Origin of the sequence: Cedecea sp. P7760, from assembly GCF_013386425.1 — a bacterium.
In the GTDB taxonomy this organism is placed as follows: Bacteria; Pseudomonadota; Gammaproteobacteria; order Enterobacterales; family Enterobacteriaceae; genus Cedecea; species Cedecea selenatireducens.
In genome coordinates this window covers 19260-33174 of record NZ_JACARU010000078.1, presented here as the reverse complement: position 1 = coordinate 33174, position 13915 = coordinate 19260, and the positions used below count along the sequence as shown (strand labels likewise).

Annotated in this window: 17 protein-coding genes and 1 pseudogene; 15 read left to right on the top strand and 3 right to left on the bottom strand. The window is 57.9% G+C overall.

Annotation, left to right across the window (positions count from 1 at the left end):
- The first annotated feature begins 94 nt into the window (after positions 1-94).
- The 8 genes from mdcA (at position 95) to mdcH (ending at position 7166) form a co-directional block, all read left to right on the top strand.
- A complete protein-coding gene (mdcA, locus tag HX778_RS22740) occupies positions 95-1750 on the top strand; it encodes a malonate decarboxylase subunit alpha (RefSeq protein WP_038476365.1) in 1656 nt (551 codons plus the stop codon).
- Positions 1750-2619, top strand: coding sequence for a triphosphoribosyl-dephospho-CoA synthase (locus HX778_RS22735; RefSeq protein WP_038476362.1), 870 nt, complete (start codon positions 1750-1752; stop codon positions 2617-2619). Before mdcA ends, HX778_RS22735 begins: the two co-directional genes overlap by 1 nt.
- A 10-nt stretch (positions 2620-2629) precedes the next feature.
- Positions 2630-2929, top strand: a complete 300-nt coding sequence (gene mdcC / locus HX778_RS22730) for a malonate decarboxylase acyl carrier protein (RefSeq protein WP_176983140.1) — start codon at positions 2630-2632, stop codon at positions 2927-2929.
- Positions 2922-3752, top strand: coding sequence for a biotin-independent malonate decarboxylase subunit beta (locus tag HX778_RS22725; RefSeq protein ID WP_176983139.1), 831 nt, complete (start codon positions 2922-2924; stop codon positions 3750-3752). The genes mdcC and HX778_RS22725 overlap by 8 nt, the downstream gene beginning before the upstream one ends.
- On the top strand, positions 3752-4552 hold the full coding sequence (gene mdcE, locus HX778_RS22720; protein WP_176983138.1) for a biotin-independent malonate decarboxylase subunit gamma: 801 nt from the start codon (positions 3752-3754) through the stop codon (positions 4550-4552). The genes HX778_RS22725 and mdcE overlap by 1 nt, the downstream gene beginning before the upstream one ends.
- 125 nt (positions 4553-4677) lie before the next feature.
- Positions 4678-5637 carry an AEC family transporter gene (locus HX778_RS22715; protein WP_038476350.1) on the top strand — a complete coding sequence of 320 codons (960 nt, stop codon included), beginning with the start codon at positions 4678-4680 and terminating at the stop codon, positions 5635-5637.
- Positions 5638-5640: 3 nt separating this feature from the next.
- Positions 5641-6261: a malonate decarboxylase holo-ACP synthase gene (locus HX778_RS22710; protein WP_176983137.1), complete on the top strand. Its 621-nt coding sequence runs from the start codon at positions 5641-5643 to the stop codon at positions 6259-6261.
- Positions 6258-7166, top strand: a complete 909-nt coding sequence (gene mdcH, locus HX778_RS22705) for a malonate decarboxylase subunit epsilon (RefSeq protein WP_176983136.1) — start codon at positions 6258-6260, stop codon at positions 7164-7166. The genes HX778_RS22710 and mdcH overlap by 4 nt, the downstream gene beginning before the upstream one ends.
- On the opposite strand, the gene HX778_RS22700 is transcribed toward mdcH, so the two are convergent.
- The 3 genes and pseudogenes from HX778_RS22700 to HX778_RS22690 all read right to left on the bottom strand — a co-directional run.
- Positions 7150-8088: a LysR family transcriptional regulator gene (locus tag HX778_RS22700; RefSeq protein WP_038476341.1), complete on the bottom strand. Its 939-nt coding sequence runs from the start codon at positions 8086-8088 to the stop codon at positions 7150-7152. The genes mdcH and HX778_RS22700 overlap by 17 nt on opposite strands.
- On the bottom strand, positions 8088-8375 hold the full coding sequence (locus tag HX778_RS22695; protein ID WP_052048993.1) for a helix-turn-helix transcriptional regulator: 288 nt from the start codon (positions 8373-8375) through the stop codon (positions 8088-8090). The genes HX778_RS22700 and HX778_RS22695 overlap by 1 nt, the downstream gene beginning before the upstream one ends.
- A gap of 33 nt (positions 8376-8408) precedes the next feature.
- Positions 8409-8615, bottom strand: a pseudogene (locus tag HX778_RS22690) (type II toxin-antitoxin system RelE/ParE family toxin); the annotation flags it as partial.
- 454 nt (positions 8616-9069) lie between these two features.
- Between HX778_RS22690 and HX778_RS22685 the strand changes: the two are divergent.
- From HX778_RS22685 to HX778_RS22655, 7 genes are all read left to right on the top strand, one after another.
- The gene (locus tag HX778_RS22685) at positions 9070-9372 is read left to right on the top strand and encodes a glycine dehydrogenase (RefSeq protein WP_038476338.1); all 303 of its coding nucleotides are present in this window, start codon (positions 9070-9072) and stop codon (positions 9370-9372) included.
- Between the two features lie 17 nt (positions 9373-9389).
- Positions 9390-9752: an SFCGS family glycine-rich protein gene (locus tag HX778_RS22680; protein WP_038476335.1), complete on the top strand. Its 363-nt coding sequence runs from the start codon at positions 9390-9392 to the stop codon at positions 9750-9752.
- Between the two features lie 2 nt (positions 9753-9754).
- The gene (locus tag HX778_RS22675; RefSeq protein WP_038476332.1) at positions 9755-10051 is read left to right on the top strand and encodes a DUF4312 family protein; all 297 of its coding nucleotides are present in this window, start codon (positions 9755-9757) and stop codon (positions 10049-10051) included.
- Positions 10052-10200: 149 nt separating this feature from the next.
- Entirely contained in the window at positions 10201-10977 is a 777-nt protein-coding gene (locus tag HX778_RS22670; protein ID WP_038476329.1) for a DUF4311 domain-containing protein, read from the top strand.
- Positions 10978-10988: 11 nt separating this feature from the next.
- Entirely contained in the window at positions 10989-11630 is a 642-nt protein-coding gene (locus tag HX778_RS22665; RefSeq protein WP_038476326.1) for a DUF4310 family protein, read from the top strand.
- 55 nt (positions 11631-11685) lie between these two features.
- The gene (locus HX778_RS22660; RefSeq protein WP_176983134.1) at positions 11686-12789 is read left to right on the top strand and encodes an amidohydrolase/deacetylase family metallohydrolase; all 1104 of its coding nucleotides are present in this window, start codon (positions 11686-11688) and stop codon (positions 12787-12789) included.
- 13 nt (positions 12790-12802) lie between these two features.
- Positions 12803-13915, top strand: a complete 1113-nt coding sequence (locus HX778_RS22655; RefSeq protein ID WP_176983133.1) for a DgaE family pyridoxal phosphate-dependent ammonia lyase — start codon at positions 12803-12805, stop codon at positions 13913-13915.

Sequence of the window (13915 nt, the reverse complement as noted above, 5' to 3'; positions counted from 1 at the left end):
TTCCTGAGCTTAATTGATAGCCAACCCGGCGTGGCGCACACTTTTAACCAGACTAAAGCCAATCAAAATGATTTGCTGAATCAGGAGGTTAATAATGAGTGCTAGCCAAACGCCTGCCCGCGTCTGGAACACACGCCGCACCGAGAAGCAGCGGCGAATGGCGTCCAGCAACGTACAGGGCAAGGTGATCCCGACCGGGGACCTCGTCGCAGTGATGGAAAAGCTGATTGCGCCGGGTGACCGGGTGGTGCTGGAAGGTAACAACCAGAAACAGGCAGATTTTCTCTCCCGCATGCTGGCGGAAGTCAGCCCGCAAAAAGTACACGATCTGCATATGATCATGCCGAGCGTCGGCCGCAGTGAACACCTTGATATCTTTGAAAAAGGCATTGCCCGTAAGCTCGACTTCTCTTTCTCCGGTACCCAAAGCCTGCGTATTTCTCAACTGTTGGAAGACGGGCAGTTGGAAATTGGCTCTATTCACACCTACATCGAGCTTTATGCGCGCTTATATGTCGATCTTGCGCCTAACGTCGCGCTTATCGCCGGGTATAAAGCTGACCGTAAAGGCAACCTGTACACCGGGCCGAGCACCGAAGATACCCCAGCGCTGGTTGAGGCTGCCGCCTTCCACGACGGCATTGTTATCGCCCAGGTTAATGAGCTGGTGGACGACGACTGTGACCTACCGCGCGTGGACATTCCCGGCTCGTGGATTGACTACGTGGTGGTTGCCGATAAGCCGTTCTTTATCGAACCGCTGTTTACTCGCGACCCGCGCCTGATCAAGCAGGAACATATCCTGATGGCAATGATGGCTATCAAAGGCATTTACGCCGAGCATCAGGTGCAGTCGCTGAACCACGGGATCGGCTTCAACACCGCCGCCATCGAGCTGCTGCTGCCCACCTACGGCGAACGGCTTGGCCTGAAAGGCAAAATCTGCAAGCACTGGACCCTGAACCCACACCCGACGCTGATCCCGGCGATTGAAAGCGGCTGGGTTGAGAGCGTGCACTGCTTTGGCGGTGAACTGGGGATGGAAGAATACATCCGCGCTCGCCCGGATATCTTCTTTACCGGTGCCGACGGCTCCATGCGTTCCAACCGCGCTATGTGCCAGCTGGCAGGGCAATACGCGGTGGATATGTTTATCGGTTCGACCCTGCAGGTTGATGGCCTGGCGAACTCTTCTACCGTGACGCGTGGCCGCCTGTCGGGCTTCGGCGGCGCGCCAAACATGGGCCATGACCCGCACGGTCGTCGCCATGCCACACCGGCCTGGCTGAACATGATAACTGAACCTGACCCGATGCAGCGCGGCAAAAAGCTGGTGGTGCAGATGGTCGAAACCTTCCAGGCGGGCGTGAAGCCAACCTTCGTAGAAACCCTGGATGCTGTTGAAGTGGCTAAAACCTCCGGTATGCCGCTGGCACCGGTGATGATTTACGGCGACGACGTAACCCACGTGCTGACCGAGGAAGGGATTGCGTATCTCTACCGCGCGGAGAGCCTGGAAGAGCGACGTGCGATGGTGGCAGCGGTGGCCGGTATCACCGACATCGGCCTGGGCGTTGACGCTAAGCGCGTCGCGGCGCTTCGCCAGAGCGGCAAAGTGGCTTACCCGGAAGACATGGGGATCCGCCGCAGCGATGCGACTCGTTCCCTGCTGGCGGCAAGCAGCGTGGCCGATCTGGTCGAATGGTCCGGCGGTCTCTACAACCCGCCGGCGAAATTCCGGAGCTGGTAATGAAATTACATCCACAGAAAGGCGTTGAGGCAGGGGCGGGCTGGCTGGCAAGGGCGGCAACCCAAAGCCTGATTGAAGAAGCCCGTCTGAGCCCAAAACCCGGTCTGGTGGACAGCCGGGGGAATGGCGCCCATCACGATCTCAGCCTGGCGCTGATGGAGCGATCGGCCCACAGCCTGACCCCGACATTTCATGCTCTGGCATTACAAAGCTGGGAACGTCCGGCAGACATCGCGCTGCGCCAGCTGGTCGGGCGCCTGGGGCGCGAAGGGGAGCAGCAGATGATGGCGGCGACCTGCGGGGTGAACACCCACCGGGGCGCAATCTGGGCGCTTGGCCTGCTGGTTTCCGCCGCCGCTATGCACGGTATGGCTGGCAGTAGCGCGGAGATTACCGCTACGGCAGCACGGCTGGCTGGGCTTCCTGATGAGGCAGCACCAAAGAGCTTTAGCAAAGGGTTGAGAGCCACAAGACGCTATCGCGTGCCGGGCGCACGAGAAGAAGCTCAGCAGGGCTTTCCTCACGTTATGCGTCTCGCGCTGCCTCAGCTGCGCCGCAGCCGCCAGTCCGGAGCAACCGAGGGCGAGGCTCGCATTGACGCTCTGATGGCGATTATGACTTCGCTGTCAGATACCTGCGTGCTCTCTCGCGCCGGGTTAACCGGGCTGGAAACGATGCAGAACGGTGCCCGTAGCGTGCTGATCAACGGCGGTATTTCGCGCCAGGAAGGCCGCGACGCGCTGGACGTGCTCGACCGCAACATGCTGGCGCTGAATGCTTCTCCGGGCGGGGCGGCTGATTTGCTCGCCGCCACGCTGCTGCTGGACCGCATCGCCAATGATGCCACCCCGCTTCACTCACTTATTTAACGAGGGCGTTATGGAACACATTACGTTGTCATTTCCGGCAACCCGCACGGCCACAGGCAAAGCCCTGGCTGGCGTGGTGGGCTCCGGCGATATGGAAGTCCTGTTTTCTGCCGCACAGGGGCAGACTCTGACCATCGACATCACCACCTCCGTCGATAACAGCGAAAAACGCTGGAAAGCACTTTTCGAGCGCCTGGCCGCACTGAGCAGCCTGCCTGCCGGAGATTTGAAAATTCATGATTTTGGCGCGACGCCGGGCGTGGCGCGTATCCGTATCGAACAGGTCTTTGAGGAGGTGGCTCATGCGTGACGACAGCAGCTTTATTGAATTAAGAGCCCGCGAGCGCGCACGTCTGCTGCTGGATGAAGGCAGCTATCGTGAATTGCTCGACCCGTTCGACGGCATTGTCTCGCCGTGGCTGGGGCCGCAGGGCATTGTGCCGCAATCTGATGACGGCATGGTCGTTGCCAAAGGCACGATTAACGGTGGCCCGGCGGTGGTGATTGCCATCGAAGGCGCATTCCAGGGCGGCAGCATGGGCGAAGTGTCCGGCGCAAAAATGGCGGCCGCGCTTGAACTGGCGGCGGAAGACAACCGCCACGGCATTCCTACTCAGGCTGTGCTTTGCCTGGAAACCGGCGGCGTGCGCCTGCAGGAGGCCAACCTCGGCCTGGCGGCGATTGCCGATATTCACGCAGCGATTGTCGATTTACGTCGCTACACCCCGGTGATTGGCGTTGTGGCCGGCACCGTGGGCTGCTTCGGCGGAATGTCGATCGCCGCCGCGCTTTGCAGCTATTTGATTGTGACTCGCGAGGCACGTCTTGGTCTCAACGGCCCGCAGGTTATCGAGCAGGAAGCGGGCATTGAGGAATATGACTCCCGCGACCGGCCGTTTATCTGGGGCATGACCGGCGGTGAAGTTCGCTATCAGAGCGGGCTGGTGGACGCGCTGGTTGGCGACGGCGTCCATGCCGTGAAGCAGGCGGTCAATGAAGCCATCGCCAAAGGCGTTCCGGCGCAGCATCGCACCGATAACTACGCGTGGTATCTGGATCGCCTGACCCAATTCGACACCAGCCAGCAGGCTGATGCCGAACAGATCAAACAGCTTTTTGGGGAGAAACGTTAATGAGCCAGAAACTGAATCGCGCCGCCGTTTGGCTGGATACTTTAGTTCCGAATGCGCCGCGTATGGCGGGGCTATGCGCCTCCGTACAGGTCGCCGACGGCAACGTTGACGGGAAACCTGCCCGCTTTATCGCCGTGGTGCCCGATGCCAATAACCATTATCCCCGTGCTGCTGGCGGCGAAGTGGGGCTGTTAGAAGGCTGGACGCTGGCAAAAGTGGTCAGCGAAACCATCGCTGAAGATGCAAACAAGGCTGAAAAGCGCGCCATCGTTGCGGTGATTGATGTCCCAAGCCAGGCCTATGGCCGCCGCGAAGAGGCATTCGGTATTCATCAGGCGCTGGCCGGTGCCGCAGGCGCTTATGCCAATGCTCGGCTGGCCGGGCATCCTGTTGTGGGCCTGATTGTCGGCAAAGCGATGTCCGGGGCGTTTCTCGCCCATGGTTACCAGGCTAACCGGCTGATCGCCTTTAACGACAAGGGCGTGATGATCCACGCGATGGGGAAAGAGTCCGCCGCGCGCATCACCTTACGCACCGTGGAGGCGCTGGAGAAGCTGGCCGCCACCATTCCACCGATGGCCTACGACATCAGCAACTATGAAACTCTCGGCCTGCTTTCGGCGCTGCTGGATATCAGCCACCCGGATGCTCCGCAGAGCGACGATGTGGCAAAAGTGAAGGCTGCTCTGAGTACGGCGGTGAAAGAAGCACGTAGCGAGACTTCGCTGAAATGCCGTCTGCTGGCGAAAAATCGCCACAGTTCGGCGCTGGTTCGCGAACGTATGCGCGCCAGCTGGTAATAAAAAAGACAAACCTGCCGGACTCTATAACCAGGCACGGTACGCCGTGCCTGAGTAAAAAAAACGTCCGAAAATAATAAATATCGCGACCGTGCTAACTCTCTTTATTGACTCAAGGTGAAGTTATGACTTACGTGATCGTTCATGCTCTGGCCCCTATTTTTGTCATCATGCTGCTGGGATTTTTCGCCGGCAAAGCGAAAATGGTCGATAACAAAAATGTCTCGCTGTTAAACATTTTTGTCATGGACTTTGCTCTACCCGCCGCGCTGTTTAGCGCGACCGTTCAAACGCCGTGGCTTGGCATTGTTCAGCAGTCACCGCTGATTGTGGTGCTGGTGCTTGCGATGTGGATTACCTACGCGGCGATTTACTTCCTGGCGACCAGCGTATTTAAAAAGTCGCCGCAGGATGCTGCCGTGCTGACCCTTACCGTGGCGCTGCCTAACTATGCCGCGCTCGGCCTGCCAATTTTAGGCAGCGTGCTCGGTGAAGGCTCTTCGACTTCGCTTTCCGTGGCGGTGTCGATTGCCTGCGGTTCCGTCCTGATGACGCCGTTCTGCCTGCTGATTCTTGAGCGTGAAAAAGCCCGTGCGGCCGGTGAAAACAGCGGCTCAACGCTGGCGATGCTGCCGGTGCTGATGTGGCGTTCGGTGAAAAAACCTATCGTCTGGGGGCCATTGCTTGGGGTTGTGCTGTCGGCTATCGGTATCCGTATGCCTGACCTGCTGCTGGCCTCGATTAAACCGCTGGGCCTGGCCGCTACCGCCGCTGCGCTGTTCCTGACCGGGGTGATCCTGTCGGCCCGCAGGCTGCAGATCAACACCATGGTGATCGCCGCGACCGTTACCAAGTTGCTGATTCAGCCGTTCATCGCCTGGGGCATCGTGCTGGCGCTTGGCCTGACCGGCCCGGTAGCGATTACTTCCATCCTGATGATTGCCCTGGCCGCCGGCTTCTTTGGCGTGGTCTTTGGCAACCGCTTTGGCGTGCAGTCGCCGGATGCAGAAGCCGTGTTGTTGCTAAGCTCGGTACTCTCTATCCTGTCGCTACCGCTGTTTATTACGCTGACTTCAGGACTTTAAATAATGCCGACATTACGCCCCCACGATCTCCTTTGGCTCACCGACCGCGAAGCGCTGGAAGGTGCTAACGAGGAGTGGGTCACAAGCCAGTGGCGCCCTGCGCTGCCGGTGGTGGTGCGGCGTGATGTCGAGCGTGACGGACGTGTTCCGGTAGGCGTGCGAGGAATGCGGCGCGACCAGCGAGCTGCGGGTTGGGTGAATCCGGCGAGCGTGAAGCGCGTCGTCAGCCCGGAGGCGTTATCCAGCCGTGACCTGCTGCTCAATTCCCCGTTTGTTTCCATGCCGCCGGTGCAGGGGGCTATTCAACTGGCAAGCCGCCCGTGGGCATGGCGCTGGGGCATTACCGGGAGCGTAGGCTATACGCTGGCAACCGAAGTGCCGGTGATGCACGCCGCGAGCGACCTTGATTTGCTGGTCCGCTGCCCACAGCCGATAGCAAAAGAGGCGCTGGCAGAGTGGCAGAGCCTGACCGACAAACTGCTTTGCCGGGCCGATACGCAAATCGAAACGCCCTATGGGGCGTTTGCGCTGGCGGAATGGCTAAGGGAAAAGCGCGTGCTGCTGAAAACCAATCAGGGGCCGCAGCTCGTGGTTAATCCCTGGCAGCCGGAGGATAACGGATGAAGATACTTTTTACCTTTCCCGGACAGGGAACGCAGCGGGCGGACATGCTGCAAAATTTACCCGAGCGTGACGCCATCATGGCGCAGGTAAGGGCGGTTTTAGGCGATGAAGCAAACCAGCTGGATAGCGCTGCCGCGCTGAAGCATACCCGCGCGGTGCAGCTTTGCCTGCTAATCGCAGGCGTGGCCTGGGCGCAGGAGCTTGAGCGTAATGGCGTGAAGCCGGACATGGTCAGCGGCCTGTCTATCGGGGCGTTTCCGGCCGCGGTGATGGCCGGCGTCATCCGTTTTTCCGATGCCCTGCGGCTGGTGGCGCTTCGTGGCGACCTGATGGAACAGGCTTATCCAGAAGGTTACGGCTTAACGGCCATCGTCGGGCTGCGTCTTGAGCAGGTTGAAGCCCTGGTGGCGGGCAGCGAAACCTATATCGCGAATATCAATGCCGAGCAGCAAATCGTCATTGCCGGGAGCGAGCTGGCTATGGAGAAGGTGGCGCACCGGGCGTTGGAGCAGGGGGCGCAAAAAGCTCGCCAATTGGCGGTTAGCGTGCCGTCCCATTGTGCGCTGCTAAATGAACCCGCACAGAAGCTTAAGCAGGCGTTTGCCGATGTGGCGTTGAGCCGCCCGTCCTGCGCTTATCTCAGCGGCAGCACGGGCCGCGTCCAATGGCAGCCGGAACAAATTGCCGAAGATCTGGCGCTTAACATGGCGCGGACCGTGCGCTGGCGAGAGGCGATGGTTGCCGCCAACGAGCGCGACGTGCGTCTGGCTGTTGAAATGCCGCCGGGCAGCGTACTTTCGGGGCTGACACGGCAGGCGTTTCGGGAAGGGATCGCCGTCTGCCGGGAACAAAATAGCGTGGCGGCCATCGTTCATCTTGCGGAAAAAACTAAGGCGGCGCGTTAGGCGTATCGATAAACGAGCGGGCGTACATGCGCCCCTCGGCGGCCAGCGCCAGCAGGTTCGGGTCAAGTTCGCGATTACGGGCGAAGACGATAGCGATGGTCTGCTTCATCTGGTACTGCTCGGCAAGCCTTAAAAGCTGCACCGAATTTTCATACACCTTCTTCATTCTGCCGGGCATCAACGTCAGCCCGACGCCCGCCTGTACCAGGCTGACCATTGAGAAAATGTCGTTTACGCGGGTGACGATTTCCGGTTCGAAACCGGCGACGCTAAAGGCTTCCTGAAAGCCCGCGTAGGTAGCAAAGCCTTCCGCGAGCGAAACAAATTTTTCACCGTGGAACTCGCGTAAATCTGCCGGATGGCTGGTGTCGAGCGGGAAGCTGGCCGGTGCGGCGAGGAAAATATCGTCCCGGAACATCGGCAGGACTTCCAGCCTTGAGCGATCGACTTCGCCTTCGGAAATAGAAATCAGGATGGCGTCCAGCACGCCGTCTTCCAGCATATTCAGCAGCACCTGATTTGAGCCCATGGTGAGATCCATTTCCAGCTCCGGTCGCCTCAGTTTCATGCCCATGATCAGTTTCGGAACGGTTTCGAGCGTCAGGGAATAGAGGGTGCCGATGCGCAGCCGGCCCTGGCCAACGCCCGCGGCCTGACGGGTTTCATCGATGCCGCGCGCCATCAGCGCCACCACTTCTTTGCAGTGTTCCAGCAGGGTGAGCGCAGATTCCAGCGGCACGAGGTTGCGCCCTTTATGAATAAACAGCGGGCAGCGCACACCTTCTTCCAGCGTATGCAGCGCGCGATGCACGCTAACCCCGCTAATACCCAGCGCTTCGGCGGTGCGCGCAATGTTCCCTTTCTCCATAAACTCCATAAAGATCTCAAGCTTACGGAAGGTGATTTCAGCGTCGATTTTCATTAGAGGATAATCTTTGGATGTTTGACGCCGCAGGCTTTTGCGTAGCGGACAACGGTTTCAATACTGGCTTTGATAATATTGGCTTCCATACGAGAGACCGTTGGCGGCGTGACGCCCATACGCTCGGCAACCTGTGCGCGTGTTAGCCCTTCATGGCTGCGCCATTCAGCAAGCATTGCCTGCAGCCGGAGTTTACGCTCTTCGGCTTCATAAGCGGCCTGGACTTCGGGGTTGGTTAGCAGGTCTGCGCGCGCTTTTTCCCAGTCGATACTTTTACTCTTTTTCATTGAGCATCTCCTCTAGTCGTTGAAAAGCCAGCTTTGGTAGACATAAAGCCCCCGTGCGATATGGGTCCCCATCGTCCTTATTTCAAACAGCCCATTGCCTAAGGGTTTGCTATCAGGTTCACGCAGCGATGTCGCATTTTGTTTAATTTTATCAATCAGACGCAGCATTTTTGCCTGAACGACGGGAGGCAATTCGGTTATTTCATTGAAGACATCCACATGCAATTGAACGCGAGACATACGGTCACTCCCTGACGAGGTTAACATAGCAATTAAATTGCCTTATAAGCTAATTTTTATTGCCGATGCTGGCGGCAAAACCAGGTGAAAATCAGCCTAAAGCGCGCCTGACTTCTTTTCTATCTCCCGCTTCTGTTTTTGCGTAATGCCTCGTGAACGTCGATTCCTCCGTCATAAGCAACGCCAATAATGGCGGCAAAACTGTCCTCCCATCACACTTTCGAACAAAAAGGGCCGCTGGAAAAGGGGCCTTTTATCACTCGGTTATGTGACCAGATTCACGGTAAGCCAGCGGAAAACCGCCATTCCGGGCCTTTATGTGGAACAGATCACTATTGCCTCACCGATTTCCACTTCGAAGTGGAAAACAACTCGCTACAAACCTTCCACCCCGCCAGGTAGTTTAAAAAACAGATTAGTTAACGAGGTACCCAGGGTGAATAACGGAGCGGTAATGGTTAATGAAGCCGAGGAATTAACGACGCGTATTCAGGATTTTATTTACGCGCTGTTCAAAAGTAAGCACATCACGCCCAACGCGGTACAGGAACAAATGCTGGCCTCCCACGTGAAGGCGATGATTCATCGCTCTCTCACCGGGGAGCCGTTACCAGAAGTGGAAGAGAGCTTGTTCGAAGAGATCTCCGCCGAGTCGATGGAAATGGCGCAGGCGGTGGTCGATCAGTTCGGGAATCTGCCGGTAGAAGAAGCGTGGTTGCTGTCAGTGCATTTCGAAGTGGCGAAAGACAATCTTTGAATCATCAGGAGAAAAAAATGGAACAAATTACCGTAGTGATTGGTGACCGTCTGGGCAAAGGCCAGAAAGTTGCAGCAGGGATCGAAAAAGCGGGCGGTCGCGCCGTGGTTATTCCAGGCGTCGCCGCCGACATGAAGCTGGGCGACGTGATGAAAGCAGAAAACGCCACTTTTGGTATTTCCTTCTGCGGCAGCGGTGGCGCAGGCGCTATCACCGCACAAACCAAACATGGCTACAAAGCCAAATACGGCATGCGCTCCGTTGATGAAGGCGTGACGGCGATTAACGAAGGCAACAACGTGCTTGGCTTTGGCTTTATGGATAAAGAAGAGCTGGGCGAGCGCCTGGTGCTGGCCTGGAACAAGAAGTACGGCAGCTGAGTATGAAAGAGAAATTCGCAACTACGGTGCGAGTCAGCGGGCGCGGCGATACCAAAGCCAAAGCCTTCTCCGACGCCCTGAACCACGTTCAGGGCACGGTGCTCAAATCCACCAACCACATTCTTCTGCGCATTGAGCCACAGGACGTGCAGGTTGTTCAGGCGCAGGTCAGGGTGCGCAAAGAAGCTTTTCTGTTCTTCTTCCTGCGTCGGGAAAGGCGGAGCTACAGCGTGGAGCTGGATGTTTCCGTCAACGTGACGGCTCTTAACCTCGATGAGGTAGATTTCGTCTCTAGTTAATTCAAACATTTATACCCAATTAGCTGGTGTTGTAGCAAGGCAGCAAGGGAAGGCAGTCCGATGAGCTTACTTGGGTAAGTGATTCGGGTGACTGAGCGCAGCTAACGCGGCTACAGCGACAGATAAGCAGGGTAGAAAAGGGCAGACTCATGTTCTTAATTATATTAATAAAATCACTCATTATCGGCGGCCTCGTCGGCGTGGGCGTTGGTGCCGGAGCCGCGCGTATGTTCCATGCGCCAACCACTCAGGGCATGGGCGCATTTCGTACACTCGGCGAGCTGAACTCCTGCGAAGGGGACCCGGCTTCTCACTTCTCCTTTGGCCTCGGCTTCTTCTTCAACGCGTGGGCTTCTTCCGTTGCAGCAGGTGCGTTCACCCAGGACGTTGACCACCGCATCATCCCTAACTGGGGCGCGGCGGCACTGATGGTGAAGAATCGCAACGTGGCGGAAACCCTCCACGACCCAAGAAAAATGGCTATCGCCTGCGGCATCATCGGCATGATCGTGGTGGCGTTTCTGAACTCAACCGCGTCTGCGGTGCCGGCGGCGCTTCAGGTGACGGCGGTGAAAGTGCTGGTGCCTGCGGCCAACCTGCTGGTGAACACCGTGATGCCGGTTATTTTCTGGCTGGCGGCTATCGACGCCGGTAAAAAATCTGGTTTCTGGGCAACCATCTTCGGCGGCGCAGCGCAGCTGATCATGGGTAACGCCGTACCGGGTCTGGTGCTTGGCATCCTGATCGGTAAAGGCGTTGAAGAAAGCGGCTGGCACCGCGTTACCAAAGTGATGATGACGGCTATCGTTGCCCTCTTTGTTCTGAGTGCCTTCTTCCGTGGGTTCGACATGAAGATGATCGAGTCTTTCCACATGACCGTGCCGAACTGGCTGGATCTGCTGCATAACTCGCTGAGCGGCAAATAAGGGGATAACGCATGGAACAGAATAAAGGTTTTTGGTACGCGGACTGGTCATTCCCAATCTTTGTGGGCCTGCTCTCCTCCGGCGTGTTTGCCGGGACGCATATGTACTACCTGTACGGCATCGGCGCGTTTAACGAAGTGGCTTTCGTGGCGATGCTGAAGTCGGGGATTGATACCGGCGTTTACGGTGCGGTGGCGGCGTTTGGCGCAAGCTTCCTGTTTGCCCGCATCATTGAAGGTTCGCTGGTGGGGATTCTGGATATCGGTGGGGCGATTCAAACCGGCGTAGGCCTCGGCGTTCCGGCGCTGCTGCTGGGCGCAGGCTTTGTTTTCCCGGTCGCTAACTTTGGCGCTTCGTTGATCACCGGGCTGGTGATTGGCCTGGCCATTGGCTACCTCATCATCCTGGCGCGTAAGTTCACCATCAATCAGAGCGACTCCACCTACGGGGCGGATGTCATGATGGGCGCGGGTAACGCTTCCGGCCGCTTCCTCGGGCCGTTGATTATCCTCAGCGCCATGACGGCTTCGATTCCAATCGGTATCGGCTCGTTGGTGGGCTCTCTGCTGTTTTATCTCTGGGGCAAACCGATCACCGGCGGGGCGATCCTCGGCGCAATGATCTTAGGCTCGATCTTCCCGGTAGCGTTGTAAGCAGTATTTCCAGGGCGGACGGGCTGCGGCTCGCCCGCCAGTTAAGGAGAAAAATATGTTTGACCTGATCCTGCGCGAGGCGCGGCTGGTGGACGATACCGTGATCGATATCGCCCTGAAGGACGGCAAGATTGCCGCCTTAGGCAAGATAACCGGCGAGGCAACTGAAGAACGCCAGCTGAACGGCGAATACTACGTTAGCGCCGGCTGGATTGACTCCCACGTTCACTGTTACCCCAGGTCCCCTATCTACCACGACGAGCCTGACAGCGTGGGCATTCATACCGGTGTCACTACGGTGGTCGACGCGGGCAGCACCGGCGCCGATGACGTCGACGATTTCTATCAAATCACCCGCAGCGCGACGACCGAAGTTTATGCCCTGCTGAACATTTCCCGCGTGGGCCTGATTGCCCAAAACGAACTGTCCAATATGGCGAATATCGACGCTGACGCCGTGCGCGGCGCGGTGAAGCGCCACCCGGACTTTATCGTGGGCTTAAAAGCGCGGATGAGCAGCAGCGTGGTGGGCGATAACGGCATTACGCCGCTGGTGCGCGCCAAGGCTATCCAGAAAGAAAACGGCGATTTGCCGCTGATGGTGCACATCGGCAACAACCCGCCGGACCTCGATGAAGTGGCCGAACTGCTGACCAGCGGCGACATCATTACTCACTGCTACAACGGCAAGCCAAACCGCATTCTCAACCCGGCCGGGCAACTGAGAGCCTCCGTAGCGCAGGCTATTCAGCGCGGTGTGCGTCTGGATGTAGGGCACGGCACCGCCAGCTTTAGTTTTGACGTGGCGCGTGTCGCTATTCAGCAGGGCATTCTGCCGCACAGCATCAGCTCGGACATCTACTGCCGCAACCGCATCAGCGGCCCGGTGCATTCACTCGGCGCGGTGATGTCTAAATTCCTCTCCATCGGCCTGTCATTGCCTCAGGTGATCGACTGCGTGACCGTTCACGCTGCCGATGGATTACGACTGAAAAATAAAGGCCGCCTGGCCGTAGGGCTGGACGGCGACCTGACCGTCTTCGAGCTGCGCCGTCAGCCAACGGTATTTACCGACGCAGAGCAGCAAACGCTGACGGGTGACCAGGTGCTGGTGGCGCTGGCTGCGGTGCGCGCCGGGAAGTGGTTTGACTGTGAATAAGGGAAAACAGAACATGTCTTCGATCTATGAAAAATACAATTTAAAACAGGTAATTAACGCATCCGGCCGCATGACCGCCCTCGGCGTGTCCACGCCACGTCCGGAAGTGGTGGACGCGGTAACCACCGGTATGAACCACTACTTTGAAATGAAGGATCTGGTTAATAAGACAGGCGCCTACATTGCCGGGCTGCTCGACGTTGAGGCGGCGACCGTGGTGTCCTGCGCTTCTGCCGGTATCGCCCAGTCCGTGGCGGCGGTGCTGGTGAAAGACAATCAATGGCTGATCGAGAACCTGCATGCGGCCCCGCTGGAGAACAACGAGATCGTGCTGCCGAAAGGCCACAACGTTAACTTCGGCGCGCCGGTTGGCACCATGGTGAACCTGGGCGGTGGCAAAATCGTCGAAGCAGGCTACGCCAACGAATGTTCAGCGGATCAGCTGGCTGCGGCTATTTCTCCACGCACGGCGGCCATTCTGTATATCAAATCCCACCACTCGGTGCAGAAAAGCATGCTCAGCGTTGAGCAGGCCGTGGTCGTGGCGCGTAAACACAACCTGCCGCTGATCGTAGACGCTGCGGCAGAAGAAGATTTGGCATGCTATTACCGTGCCGGGGCCGACCTGGTGATTTACAGCGGGGCGAAAGCTATCGAAGGCCCAACCAGCGGGTTGGTGATCGGCAAAGAGCAGTACGTCGAGTGGGTGAAGCTGCAAACCGGCGGCATCGGGCGTGCAATGAAAGTTGGCAAAGAAGGCATCCTCGGCCTGACCTGCGCGATTGAACATTACCTGAGCGCGGCCAAAGAGAGCGGGGCCGAAATGGTCGCCAAAATGATGCCGTTTATCGACAGCCTGAACACGCTGAATGGCGTAACCGCCCGCGTAGTGTGGGATGCAGCCGGCCGCGATATCGCCCGCAGCGAAATCAAGTTCGACGAAGCGACCGTCGGCATCAGCACCGGCGAGCTGGTCAGCGCGTTGAAGCAGGGCGAATACGCCATCTACTTCCGTGGCTATAAGGCGAACGAAGGCATTATTGAAGCGGATGTGCGCAGCGTAAGCGCGGCACAGCTGGAGATTATTTACCGCTGCATCAAAGCGCTGGTAAGCAAGGAGAAATAA

Bases quoted from the DNA above. Each gene is read 5' to 3' on its own strand.
- mdcA (WP_038476365.1), top strand. From the start codon at position 95: ATGAGTGCTAGCCAAACGCCTGCCCGCGTCTGGAACACACGCCGCACC.
- HX778_RS22735 (WP_038476362.1), top strand. From the start codon at position 1,750: ATGAAATTACATCCACAGAAAGGCGTTGAGGCAGGGGCGGGCTGGCTG.
- mdcC (WP_176983140.1), top strand. From the start codon at position 2,630: ATGGAACACATTACGTTGTCATTTCCGGCAACCCGCACGGCCACAGGC.
- HX778_RS22725 (WP_176983139.1), top strand. From the start codon at position 2,922: ATGCGTGACGACAGCAGCTTTATTGAATTAAGAGCCCGCGAGCGCGCA.
- mdcE (WP_176983138.1), top strand. From the start codon at position 3,752: ATGAGCCAGAAACTGAATCGCGCCGCCGTTTGGCTGGATACTTTAGTT.
- HX778_RS22715 (WP_038476350.1), top strand. From the start codon at position 4,678: ATGACTTACGTGATCGTTCATGCTCTGGCCCCTATTTTTGTCATCATG.
- HX778_RS22710 (WP_176983137.1), top strand. From the start codon at position 5,641: ATGCCGACATTACGCCCCCACGATCTCCTTTGGCTCACCGACCGCGAA.
- mdcH (WP_176983136.1), top strand. From the start codon at position 6,258: ATGAAGATACTTTTTACCTTTCCCGGACAGGGAACGCAGCGGGCGGAC.
- HX778_RS22700 (WP_038476341.1), bottom strand. From the start codon at position 8,088: ATGAAAATCGACGCTGAAATCACCTTCCGTAAGCTTGAGATCTTTATG.
- HX778_RS22695 (WP_052048993.1), bottom strand. From the start codon at position 8,375: ATGAAAAAGAGTAAAAGTATCGACTGGGAAAAAGCGCGCGCAGACCTG.
- HX778_RS22685 (WP_038476338.1), top strand. From the start codon at position 9,070: ATGGTTAATGAAGCCGAGGAATTAACGACGCGTATTCAGGATTTTATT.
- HX778_RS22680 (WP_038476335.1), top strand. From the start codon at position 9,390: ATGGAACAAATTACCGTAGTGATTGGTGACCGTCTGGGCAAAGGCCAG.
- HX778_RS22675 (WP_038476332.1), top strand. From the start codon at position 9,755: ATGAAAGAGAAATTCGCAACTACGGTGCGAGTCAGCGGGCGCGGCGAT.
- HX778_RS22670 (WP_038476329.1), top strand. From the start codon at position 10,201: ATGTTCTTAATTATATTAATAAAATCACTCATTATCGGCGGCCTCGTC.
- HX778_RS22665 (WP_038476326.1), top strand. From the start codon at position 10,989: ATGGAACAGAATAAAGGTTTTTGGTACGCGGACTGGTCATTCCCAATC.
- HX778_RS22660 (WP_176983134.1), top strand. From the start codon at position 11,686: ATGTTTGACCTGATCCTGCGCGAGGCGCGGCTGGTGGACGATACCGTG.
- HX778_RS22655 (WP_176983133.1), top strand. From the start codon at position 12,803: ATGTCTTCGATCTATGAAAAATACAATTTAAAACAGGTAATTAACGCA.